Annotated in this window: 10 protein-coding genes; 4 read left to right on the top strand and 6 right to left on the bottom strand. The window is 74.9% G+C overall.

All coding sequences use genetic code 11. The features are described from left to right. The first annotated feature begins 400 nt into the window (after positions 1-400). Positions 401-1,603, top strand: coding sequence for an amino acid deaminase/aldolase (locus KMS84_RS19460; RefSeq protein WP_256917545.1), 1,203 nt, complete (start codon positions 401-403; stop codon positions 1,601-1,603). Positions 1,604-1,616: 13 nt separating this feature from the next. Here KMS84_RS19460 and KMS84_RS19455 read toward each other — a convergent pair whose 3' ends face one another. The 3 genes from KMS84_RS19455 to KMS84_RS19445 are packed head-to-tail and all read right to left on the bottom strand — an operon-like array spanning position 1,617 to position 5,151. Continuing rightward, a complete protein-coding gene (locus KMS84_RS19455) occupies positions 1,617-2,399 on the bottom strand; it encodes a 3-oxoacyl-ACP reductase (RefSeq protein WP_256917544.1) in 783 nt (260 codons plus the stop codon). Continuing rightward, a complete protein-coding gene (locus KMS84_RS19450) occupies positions 2,396-3,769 on the bottom strand; it encodes an aldehyde dehydrogenase family protein (RefSeq protein WP_256917543.1) in 1,374 nt (457 codons plus the stop codon). Before KMS84_RS19450 ends, KMS84_RS19455 begins: the two co-directional genes overlap by 4 nt. 11 nt (positions 3,770-3,780) lie before the next feature. Beyond that, a complete protein-coding gene (locus KMS84_RS19445; RefSeq protein WP_256917542.1) occupies positions 3,781-5,151 on the bottom strand; it encodes a glutamine synthetase family protein in 1,371 nt (456 codons plus the stop codon). A 111-nt stretch (positions 5,152-5,262) separates the two neighbouring features. On the opposite strand from KMS84_RS19445, the gene KMS84_RS19440 reads away from it, so the two are divergent. Together KMS84_RS19440 and KMS84_RS19435 are read left to right on the top strand one after the other, a co-directional pair. After that, positions 5,263-5,997 carry a FadR/GntR family transcriptional regulator gene (locus KMS84_RS19440; protein WP_256917541.1) on the top strand — a complete coding sequence of 245 codons (735 nt, stop codon included), beginning with the start codon at positions 5,263-5,265 and terminating at the stop codon, positions 5,995-5,997. Positions 5,998-6,061: 64 nt separating this feature from the next. Further along, a complete protein-coding gene (locus KMS84_RS19435) occupies positions 6,062-6,823 on the top strand; it encodes a gamma-glutamyl-gamma-aminobutyrate hydrolase family protein (protein WP_256917539.1) in 762 nt (253 codons plus the stop codon). Between the two features lie 16 nt (positions 6,824-6,839). Here the strand turns inward: KMS84_RS19435 and KMS84_RS19430 are convergent, their stop codons facing one another. Beyond that, positions 6,840-7,763: a LysR family transcriptional regulator gene (locus tag KMS84_RS19430; RefSeq protein WP_256917538.1), complete on the bottom strand. Its 924-nt coding sequence runs from the start codon at positions 7,761-7,763 to the stop codon at positions 6,840-6,842. Positions 7,764-7,834: 71 nt separating this feature from the next. Between KMS84_RS19430 and KMS84_RS19425 the strand changes: the two genes are divergently transcribed. Further along, positions 7,835-9,019 (top strand): TDT family transporter, encoded by a 1,185-nt coding sequence (locus KMS84_RS19425; RefSeq protein ID WP_256917537.1) that lies wholly within the window; start codon positions 7,835-7,837, stop codon positions 9,017-9,019. On the opposite strand, the gene KMS84_RS19420 is transcribed toward KMS84_RS19425, so the two are convergent. Beyond that, positions 8,931-9,650, bottom strand: a complete 720-nt coding sequence (locus KMS84_RS19420; RefSeq protein ID WP_256917536.1) for a helical backbone metal receptor — start codon at positions 9,648-9,650, stop codon at positions 8,931-8,933. The genes KMS84_RS19425 and KMS84_RS19420 overlap by 89 nt on opposite strands. Next, complete coding sequence (locus tag KMS84_RS19415) at positions 9,650-10,255, bottom strand: helix-turn-helix domain-containing protein (RefSeq protein WP_256917535.1); 606 nt, start codon at positions 10,253-10,255, stop codon at positions 9,650-9,652. The genes KMS84_RS19420 and KMS84_RS19415 overlap by 1 nt, the downstream gene beginning before the upstream one ends. Positions 10,256-10,663 lie beyond the last annotated feature (408 nt).

The raw sequence follows: 10,663 nt of genomic DNA, 5'->3' as shown, positions 1-10,663 counted from the left end.
GCCGGGACGGGCGGGGCGGGGCCGCCGGGCGCGGGGGGACGCCGGGCTGGGGCGGCGTCTCGGGCCGGGGCGGCACCTCGGGTCGCGGAGGGACGGAGGCGCGGCGTGCTTCCGTGCTCATGCACCCCCCGTTTCCTCGTCCGCGGGCCGTCGTTGCGGTTCGCGGGCCGTCGTTCCCGTCGCCCGTGGCCCGGGCGGACGCGGCCGTCCGTTCCGGGCAGCCATACCCGCACGAGCGGAGCGGCATCCCGACGCGGGCGTCCGGTCGGAGCCGTCCCTGCGTGCGTGCGCGTCACTCTACGGCTTGTCGCCCGGCAAACGGGAACCCGTCCGCGCCGCCGGGGCTTCTGCCCGGAACGTCCCCCTACCCTGCGGTAATCCTGTCTGGCAGGCTGCGTGCATGACTGCGCGCGCCGCCGACCGGGCCCGTTACGACCGGGCCACCGCCCATCTCGACGCCCCCCTCGCCCTCGTGGACCTGGAGGCCTTCGACGCCAACGCCGACGATCTGGTGCGCCGGGCCGGGGGCAAGCCGATCCGCGTCGCCAGCAAGTCGGTGCGCTGCCGGACGCTGCTGGAACGCGTCCTGTCCAGGGACGGCTTCGCCGGGATCATGTCGTTCACCCTCGCCGAGTCCCTGTGGCTGGCCCGCTCGGGCTTCGAGGACGTCCTCCTCGCCTACCCGTCGGCCGACCGCGCCGGCTTCGCCGAGCTCGCCGCCGATCCCAAGCTGGCCGGCGCGGTCACCGTGATGGTCGACGACGTCGCCCAGCTGGACCTGATCGACGCGGCGCGCGGCGAGGGCGCCGAAGTGATCCGTGTCTGCCTGGAGTTGGACACCTCGCTGAAGCTGCTCGGCGGCAGGCTGCGGGTCGGGGCACTGCGCTCCCCGCTGCACTCCCCCGCCCAAGTGGCGGACGTGGCACGGGCGGTGTCCCGGCGGCCCGGGTTCGCGCTCGTGGGGATCATGGCGTACGAGGGGCACATCGCCGGGGTGGGCGACTCCGTCGCGGGGCGGCCCCTGCGCTCCCGGGCCGTGCGGCTGATGCAGGCCGCGGCCCGGCGTGAGCTCGCCGAGCGGCGGGCGGCCGTGGTGCGCGCGGTACGGGCCGTGGTGCCGGACCTGGAGTTCGTCAACGGCGGCGGCACCGGCAGTGTGCAGCACACGGCGGCCGAGGACGCCGTCACGGAGATCGCCGCCGGGTCGGGACTGTACGTGCCGCGGCTCTTCGACAACTACACGTCGTTCAGCGGGCGTCCGGCCGCGCTGTTCGCGCAGCCGGTCGTGCGGCGGCCCGGGGTGGGCGTCGTGACCGTCCTGGGCGGCGGGTATCCCGCCTCCGGCGCCGCCGGGCCCGACCGGCTGCCGGTGCCGTACCTGCCCGAGGGGCTGCGGTACGACCCCCAGGAGGGCCCCGGCGAGGTGCAGACCCCGCTCATCGGTTCCCCCGCCGACGATCTGCTGATCGGCGACAAGGTGTGGTTCCGGCACGCGAAGGCCGGTGAGCTGTGCGAGCGGTTCGACGAACTGCACCTCGTCGAGGGCGAGTCGGTGACGGCGACCGTGCCGACGTACCGGGGCGAGGGCCGGACGTTCCTGTGACCCGGCGCGCGGCCTACAGCGGGGTCACGTAGGCGCCGGAGATCCCGCCGTCGACCAGGAAGTCGGTGGCGTTGACGAAGGAGGAGTCGTCGCTGGCCAGGAAGGCGACGGCGGCGGCGATCTCCTCCGCCTCGGCGAACCGGCCGACGGGGATGTGGACCAGGCGGCGGGCGGCGCGCTCCGGGTCCTTGGCGAACAGCTCCTGAAGCAGCGGGGTGTTGACCGGGCCGGGGCACAGGGCGTTCACCCGGATGCCCTCCCGCGCGAACTGCACGCCGAGCTCGCGGGACATGGCCAGCACGCCGCCCTTGGACGCCGTGTACGAGATCTGCGAGGTCGCCGCGCCCATCCTCGCCACGAACGACGCCGTGTTGATGATGGAGCCCCTGCCCTGGCGCCGCATGTAGGGGATGGCGGCCTTGCAGCACAGGTAGACGGAGGTCAGGTTGACCTCCTGGACCCGCTTCCAGGCCTCCAGGCCGGTCTCCAGGATGGAGTCGTCGTCGGGCGGTGAGATCCCGGCGTTGTTGAACGCGATGTCGACGCTGCCGTAGGTGTCGTGAGCGGTCCGGAACAGCGCCTCGACCTGCTCGGGGTCGGTGACGTCGACCTTCACGAACAGGCCGCCGACCTCTTCGGCGGCGGCCTTGCCGCGGGTCTCGTCGACGTCGCCGCAGACCACGTGCGCCCCCTCGGCGGCGAGCCGGCGGGCGGTGGCGAGGCCGATGCCGCTGCCGGCTCCGGTGACGACGGCGGTGCGCCCCACGAGGCGGCGGCAGACGATCTCTCTGGTCACTGTGCGGGGCCCTCCGTGCTGATGAAGACGTTCTTGGTCTCGGTGAAGGCGGTCAGGGCGTCCGGCCCCAGCTCCCGGCCGACGCCGGACTGCTTGTAGCCGCCGAAGGGGGTCCAGTAGCGGACGCTGGAGTGGGAGTTGACCGACAGGTTCCCGGCGCGCACGGCCTGCGAGACGCGCAGCGCGCGGCCCACGTCCCGGGTCCAGATCGAGCCGGACAGGCCGTAGGGGGTGTCGTTGGCGAGCCGGATCGCGTCGGCCTCGTCGGTGAAGGGGAGCAGGACGGCCACGGGGCCGAAGATCTCCTCGCGGGCGGCCGCCGAGTCGGGCGCGGCGCCGGTGAGGACGGTCGGCGGGAACCAGAAGCCCGGGCCCTCGGGCGCGCCGCCGCGCAGCGCCTCGGCGTCGTCGGGCACGAACGACCGCACGCGGTCGACCTGCCGACGGGAGATCAGCGGGCCCATCTGCGTGCCCTCGTCGGCCGGGTGGCCGACCACGACGGCGGCCAGTTCGCGCGCGAGGTGGTCGGCGACCTCGTCGTACACCGACTCCTGGACGAGGATGCGGGTGCGGGCGCAGCAGTCCTGGCCCGAGTTGTCGAGGAACGAGAACGGGTCGACGGCCCGTTTCAGGTCGGCGTCCGCGAAGACGACGTTGGGGCTCTTGCCGCCGAGTTCCAGGGTGACCGGCTTGACCTGCCCGGCGCAGCGCTCCATCACCTCGCGGCCGGTCCGGGTGGAGCCGGTGAACACGATCTTGGCGACGCCGCCGTGGTCGACGAGCGCCCGGCCGGCGACCGCGCCGTACCCGGGCAGCACCTGGAAGAGGTGCTCGGGCAGGCCTGCTTCCAGGGCGAGTTCGGCCAGGCGAAGGGCGGTGAGGGGGGTGGTCTCGGCGGGTTTGAGGACGACGGCGTTGCCGGCGGCGAGGGCCGGGAACGAGCCCCAGGCGGCGATCGGCATCGGGAAGTTCCAGGGGGCGATCACGCCGACCACGCCGAGGGGCTCGTGGAAGGTGACGTTCCAGCCGCCGGGGGCGGGGATCTGCCGGCCGAGGAGCCGTTCCACGCCGCCGGCCGCGTAGAGCAGCAGGTCGCGGGCGTTGCCGGCCTCCCAGCGGGCGTTGCCGAGCAGATGACCGGCCTCGCGGACCTCCAGCAGCGCCAGTTCCTCGACGTGGGCGTCGACGACGTCGGCGAAGCGGCGCAGCAGGCGGGCCCGGTCGGCGGGGGCCAGCGCGGTCCACGTCGACTGCGCGCGGGCGGCGCGTACGACGGCGGCGTCCACGTCGGCCGCGGTGGCGGCGGGGACGGTGGCCACGACCTCCTCGGTGGCCGGGTCGAGGACGACGAGCTCGTGCGGGTCGGACAAGGGGTGACCTTTCACAGGCGTTCGAAGGAGCGGCGCAGCTCCCAGTCGGTGACCGCGGCGTCGAAGGCGGCCAGCTCGACGCGCGCCATGTTGCGGTAGTGGGCGACGATCTCCTCGCCGAAGGCGGCCCGTGCGATCGGGCTGTTCTCCCAGAGCTCGGCGGCCTCGCGCAGCGTGGTGGGCACGTGCGCGTAGTCGGCCGTGTAGGCGTTGCCCGCGCAGGCGTCGGGCAGCTCCAGTTTCCGCTCGACGCCGTACAGGCCGGCGGCGATGAGGCCGGCCACCGCGAGGTGCGGGTTGACGTCGCCGCCCGGCAGCCGGTTCTCGAAGCGCAGGGAGCGGCCGTGGCCGACGACCCGCAGCGCGCAGGTGCGGTTGTCGTGGCCCCAGGCGACGGCGGTGGGGGCGAAGGAGCCGGGCTGGAACCGCTTGTAGGAGTTGATGTTGGGGGCGTAGAGCAGGGAGAAGTCGCGCAGGGCGGCGAGCTGTCCGGCGAGGAAGTGGCGCATGAGCTCGGACATGCCGTCCGGGTCCTGGTCCGTGCCGGCCATGGCGTTGGCGCCGTCGGCGTCGGTGAGCGAGAGGTGGATGTGGCAGGAGTTGCCCTCGCGCTCGTTGAACTTGGCCATGAAGGTGAGCGAGACGCCTTCCTGGGCGGCGATCTCCTTGGCGCCGGTCTTGTAGATCGCGTGCTGGTCGCAGGTGACCAGGGCTTCGTCGTAGCGGAAGGCGATCTCGTGCTGGCCGGGGTTGCACTCGCCCTTGGCGGACTCGACGGTCAGGCCGGCGCCCGCCATCTCGTTGCGGATGCGGCGCAGCAGCGGCTCGACGCGGCCGGTGCCCAGCACCGAGTAGTCGACGTTGTACTGGTTGGCCGGGGTGAGGCCGCGGTAGTTCGCGTCCCAGGCGGCCTCGTAGCTGTCCTTGAAGACGATGAACTCCAGCTCGGTGCCGACCTGTGCGGTGAGGCCGTGCTCGGCCAGGCGGTCCAGCTGGCGGCGCAGGATCTGGCGCGGGGCGGCCGTCACGGGTGAGCCGTCGTGCCAGGCCAGGTCGGCGACGAGCATCGCCGTGCCGGCGTTCCAGGGCACGCGCCGCAGGGTGGACAGGTCGGGGTGCATGGCGAAGTCGCCGTAACCGCTCTCCCAGGAGGACATGGCGTACCCGTCGACGGTGTTCATCTCGGTGTCGACGGCGAGGAGGTAGTTGCAGCCCTCGGTGCCGTTGCGGAGGACCTCGTCGAGGAAGAACGCGGCGGCGAACCGCTTGCCCTGGAGCCGCCCCTGCATGTCGGGGAAGGCGAGGACGACCGTGTCGATCTCGCCGCCCGCGACGAGGGCGTGCAGTTCCTCGACGGCGAGCGGGGGTGTGCGGTCTGCCACGGGAGGGCCTCCTCAGGCTTCCTGGCTTGCGTCGCCTTCTGCGGGTCGGCCGGTGACCGATGGCCATAAGGTATTGCGGAGAACCATTGCTTGGGAAGGGGGCGCGACGCTGTGGCGGTGAGCGCTGACGGCGGTCCGGACGACCGGCTGACCCCGGTGCTGCGCCCGGTGCGGGCCGGCAACGGCTTCGAGGAGGCGCTGGAGCAGATCCTCCAGGTCGTCCGGCTGGGCCTGGTGCCGGGGGGCGGGCGGCTGCCGGCCGAGCGCGAGCTGGCCGAGCGGCTCGGCATCAGCCGGGTGACGCTGCGCGAGGTGCTCCGGGTGCTCCAGGACCAGGGACTGGTGGAGGCCCGCCGGGGCCGCTACGGCGGGACGTTCGTGCTGCCGCGCGCGGACGGCGGCGGCGAGGACGAGCTGCGGCGGCGCGTGGCGCGGACCGACCTCGAGGACGTGCTGCGTTTCCGGGAGGTGCTGGAGGTGGGCGCGGCGGGTCTGTGCGCCGCCCACGGTCTGGACGAGGAGCGGGCCGGGCGGCTGCGCGAGGCCCTGGCCCGCACGGCGGACGCCCCGCTGGCCGAGTACCGCCGCCGGGACACGCTGCTCCACCTGACGCTGGCCGAACTGTGCGGCTCCCCCTCGCTGGCCGGGCAGTACGCGGCGGTGCGGGCCACGGTGAACGACCTGCTGGACTGCATACCGCTTCTGGTACGCAACCTCGAGCACTCCCAGCGCCAGCACACGGCGCTGGTGGAGGCGGTGCTGGACGGCGACGCGGACGGCGCGCGGGAGATGATGCGCGAGCACTGCGCCGGGACGGCGGCCCTGCTCAGGGGCTTCCTCGCCTGAGGGGTGCACGCGCGGGGGCCGCACAATGGTATGAAGGCGGTCCATTGAACGGCCGGAGGAGCACATGACGACCACGGCGGAGGCGACGGCGTCCGGGGCCGGCACGGCGGGCGGCCGGCCGCTGATCGGCGTCAGCACGTATCTGGAGCGGGGCACGCGCTGGGGGGTCTGGGAGCTGGACGCGGCGCTGCTGCCCGCCGGGTACCCGCGGCTGGTGCAGCGGGCCGGCGGGCTGGCCGCGATGCTCCCGCCGGACGCGCCCGAGCACGCGGCGGCCGCCGTGGCCCGTGTCGACGCCCTGGTGATCGCGGGCGGCCCCGACGTCGACCCCGCCCGGTACGGCGCGGAGCGCGATCCGCGCACCGGGCCGCCTGCGCCGGAGCGCGACGCCTGGGAGCTGGCCCTGATCGGGGCGGCGCTCGCGGCCGGTCTGCCGCTGCTCGGCGTCTGCCGCGGCATGCAGCTGCTGAACGTCGCGCTGGGCGGCACCCTGACCCAGCACCTCGACGGGCACGTCGGGGCCGTGGGCGTCGTCGGCCGCCATCCGGTCGAGCCGGTGCCGGGCACCCTGTACGCCCGGGTGGTCCCGGAGCCGGCCTCCGTGCCGACCTACCACCACCAGGCGGTGGACCGCCTGGGCACGGGTCTGGTGGCCTCGGCGCACGCGGCGGACGGCACGGTGGAGGCCGTCGAACTGCCCTCGTCCGCCGGCTGGGCGCTGGGGGTGCAGTGGCATCCGGAGATGGGCGAGGACGTGGAGGTGATGCGCGCCCTGGTCACCGCCGCCTCGCGTCTCGCCGCCCGGCCGGCGCCCCCCGCCCGCTGAGCGGCTCCGGGGGCCGTCAGCCGCGGGTCAGCGCCAGGAGCTCCCTCGCCGGGCCGGCCGGGCGGTGCCCCGCCGGCCACACGGCCCGCAGATCCCGGGTCAGCGGCACCGCGTCCACCGGTATCGCCACCAGTCGTCGCAGCGCCAGCTCCTCGCCCACGGCCAGTTCGCTCAGCACCGCCGGGCCGGCCCCGCTCACCGCCGCCGCCTTCACGGCCGTCGTCGAGGACAGCTCGATCAGCGGACGGGCCAGGCCGCCCAGGGCCGTGTCGAGGACCTGACGGGTTCCCGAGCCCTTCTCGCGCAGGATCAGCGGCGTCGAGGCCAGCTCGGAGGCGTCCAGCGGGCGGCGGCGACGGGCCCACGGATGGCCGGGGGCGACGACGACGACCAGACGGTCGTGCGCGATCACGGCGGAGTCGAGGCCCGCCGGCGCCGTGAGCCCCTCCACGAAACCGAGGTCCGCCTCCCCCGCCAGCAGCCGTTCCGCGACGGCCGCCGAGTTGCCGGCGAGCAGCGACACCGCCGTGTCCGGCCGCCGCGCGTGCAGGGCGAGGAGCCAGCCGGGCAGCAGGTACTCGGCGATCGTCATGCTCGCGGCGACCCGCAACCGCGAGTCCCGCCGGTCGCGCAGGGCCCGCGCCCCCGCGTCGAAGGCGCGCGCCGCCTCGACGATCCGCCCGGCCCAGTCCGTCACCAACGCGCCCGCGTCGGTGAGCCGGGAACCGCGCGGCGAACGGTCCACCAGCGCCACGCCCAACTGGCGCTCCATGGAACGGATCCTGCTGCTCGCGGCGGGCTGGGTGATGCCGAGCTCCCGCGCGGCCGCGCCCAGGCTGCCCAGCCGCGCCACCGCCAGCAGCAGCTCCAGCGCGCCCAGGTCCGGGACCCGGTGCGCGATCGAGCCGCCGTCCTCCTGCCGCCCCTCCTCGCTGCCCATAAACCCAGTTTATGCCCCCATAGAGACATCCTCCCTGGTGGGCGGCCGTGCCCGCGGGCGACCGTGGAGGCATGGTCACCGTCGCCCAGCCCCTGCCCGCCCTCCCCCGCCCGCGCGCCGACGCCGTCCGTCACCTCGGACCGAACTGGTACGCCACGGTCATGGGCACCGCCATCGTCGCGACCGCCGGCGTCGCGCTGCCGGTCCGGGTCCCGGGGCTGCGGCCGCTGTGCGCGGCGTTCTGGGCGCTCTCCCTGGTCCTGCTGGCGGCGCTGCTCGCCGCACGCGCCCTGCACTGGCGCCACCATCGCGACCAGGCCCGCGCGCACCTTCTCGACCCGGCGACGGCCCCGTTCTACGGCTGCCTCGCGATGGCGCTGCTCGCCGTCGGGGGCGGCGCGCTCACCGTGGGCCGGGACTGGGTCGGCGTGGGGCTCGCGGTCGCCCTCGACGCCGTGCTGTTCACCGTCGGCACGCTCGTGGCCCTGACGGCCGCGGTGGCCGTGCCCTACCTGATGGCCGTGCGGCACCGCGTGACGGCGGCGCAGGCCACGCCGGTGTGGCTGCTGCCGCTCGTCGCGCCGATGGTGTCCGCCGCGCTCGGTCCGCTGCTGGTGCCGTACCTGCCGGCCGGGCAGCCCCGGCAGACGCTGCTCTACGCGTGCTTCGCGCTGTTCGGGCTCAGCCTGCTGGCCACTCTCGTCATGCTGCCGCTGGTGTTCGGGCGGCTGGTGACCGGCGGACCGCTGCCCCTCGCGCTCACGCCGACCCTGTTCCTGGTGCTCGGTCCGCTCGGACAGTCCACGACCGCCGCCGGGAAGTTCGCCGAGGTCGCTCCGGGGGTGGTGGCGGGGCCGGACGGCAGCGGTCTCGCCGCGCCCGAGGGTCTGGGCGCTCTCGCCGTGCTCTACGGGGTGCCCGTCATGGGCTTCGCGCTGCTGTGGCTGTGTCTGGCCACCGCCCACGTGGTGCGGGCCCGCCGGCACGGCATGGGCTTCGCGATGACGTGGTGGGCGTTCACCTTCCCGGTCGGCACCTGCGTGACCGGGGCCGCCGCGCTGGCCCGGCACACCGGGCTGGCCGCCCTCGACGCGCTCGCCTGCGCGCTGTACCTCGTGCTGGTCGCGGCCTGGGCCGTCGCCGCCCGGCACACCGTGCGCGGGCTGCTCAGCGGTGAGCTGCTCGCAGGGCCTTATCCAGCGCCTCGCGGGCCTCGGCCAGCGACGGTCCGTACCACGTCAGGTGCCGCCCGCTGACCAGCGCGCACGGCACGCCGGGAAAGGCCTCGGGGCCGTCGTCGGCGGTGAAGCGGTACGGCTCGTCGGGCAGCACGACCAGGTCCGGTCCGGCCTCCCGCAGTTCCCCGACCGGGATGCGCGGATAGCGCTCGGCGTGAGCGGCGTGCAGGTGGTCGACGCCCAGGCGGGCCAGCACGTCACCGGCGAACGTGTCCCGGCCCAGCACCATCCAGGGGCGGCGCCAGATCGGCACGACGGCCGTCCGGCGTCCGCCGAGCGGCGGCGGCTGCGCCCAGGCCCGCTCGGCCCGCGCCAGCCAGTCCGGCCGGGCCGGCCCGCCGCAGGCGTCGAGGACGCGCGCGAGCTCCCGGAAGGCCTGCGGGACGTCGCGGACCTCCGTCACCAGAACCCGCAGTCCGGCCGCCCGCAGGGCGGCCAGGTCCGGTTCCCGGTTCTCCTCCTCGTTGGCGATCACCAGGTCGGGGGCGAGCGCGACGATCCGCTCGACTTCGGGGTTCTTCGTCCCGCCGATGCGGGTGACGTCGAGACCGGCCGGGTGGCTGCACCAGTCGGTGGCCCCGACCAGGACGCCGGGCACGGTGACGGCGACGGCCTCGGTGAGCGACGGCACCAGGGAGACGACCCGCACTAGCGCTTGCGCCCCCGGTCGCGGTCCCGGACCGCCTCGATGTGCTCGGCCACGGCGACGACGACCACGCGCGTGTCCGCCACGGTCGCCCGCCAGCGGTGGCGGACGCCGCCGGTGAGGTACAGGGTGTCGCCACGGCCCAGGCGGTAGGCGCGGCCCTCCGCCTCGATCTCGACCGCGCCGTCGGCGACGTACATCAACTGGTCGTTGCGGTACTGGAACTCGCGCCCGGCGTCGTGGTCGCCGGTGAACTCCGAGGCGTGCATCTGGTGGTGCCCGCGCACCAGGGACCGGGACCGGGGCTCGGCGTCGGCGGCCTCCCCCGGAAGCCGGCCTGCGACCTCGACGATCTCGGCCCGCACGACGTCCACGCTGCACGCCGGGTCGGCGGCGGCGAGGAGTTCGACAGCGGTGGTGCGCAGCGCGTCGGCGACCTTCTCCAGCGAGCTGGTGCTGGGCCGCGCGCGGTCGTTCTCGATCTGGCTCAGGAAGGGCACCGACAGGCCGCTGCGCTCGGCCACGACGGCGAGGGTGAGCTCCAGGGAGCGGCGCCGGCGGCGCACGGCCGCGCCCACCCGCAGGGGCTGTTCTTTGTGGTCGCCCATCGCTCCGGCTCCCTCCTTCGCTCGTCGACGCCGTGTGCCCGGTGGGTCCTCGGACACGTCCTCCGGTGAGTTCCCTGCACCCTATGCGTGTTCGGCAAACCGTTTCATGTGCCCGTCACATCGAGGACGCACGGGGTGACGCGCGACCCCACGGTTCACGCCAGCCGACCGCGGTCCGCGGTCGGCGGGTGCGGTGCCGCTCCACCGTTCTCCGGTTCAATGCGCGAGCGGCCCCCGGTGTTCCCGCTCGTCCCCGGCGGCGCCGACGATCAGGCCAGGGCTTGATTGTAGCTCTGCGTGGTTGGCCGGATTCCTCTGGTCGGGCGCCCGCGCGCGGGCGCCCCGGGCGCCGGGGCGCGTACGCGCCGGGCGGGGCGGGAGGAGGGCTCGGACGGCGCGAGGGGCGGG

Source organism: Streptomyces hilarionis (assembly GCF_024539675.1).
Taxonomy (GTDB): domain Bacteria; phylum Actinomycetota; class Actinomycetes; order Streptomycetales; family Streptomycetaceae; genus Streptomyces; species Streptomyces hilarionis.
Note: the sequence above shows the minus strand (reverse complement) of the source record. Positions and strands in the feature narration are given on the sequence as shown.

Bases quoted from the DNA above. Each gene is read 5' to 3' on its own strand.
- KMS84_RS19430 (WP_256917538.1), bottom strand. From the start codon at position 7,763: ATGGGCAGCGAGGAGGGGCGGCAGGAGGACGGCGGCTCGATCGCGCAC.
- KMS84_RS19460 (WP_256917545.1), top strand. From the start codon at position 401: ATGACTGCGCGCGCCGCCGACCGGGCCCGTTACGACCGGGCCACCGCC.
- KMS84_RS19415 (WP_256917535.1), bottom strand. From the start codon at position 10,255: ATGGGCGACCACAAAGAACAGCCCCTGCGGGTGGGCGCGGCCGTGCGC.
- KMS84_RS19425 (WP_256917537.1), top strand. From the start codon at position 7,835: ATGGTCACCGTCGCCCAGCCCCTGCCCGCCCTCCCCCGCCCGCGCGCC.
- KMS84_RS19435 (WP_256917539.1), top strand. From the start codon at position 6,062: ATGACGACCACGGCGGAGGCGACGGCGTCCGGGGCCGGCACGGCGGGC.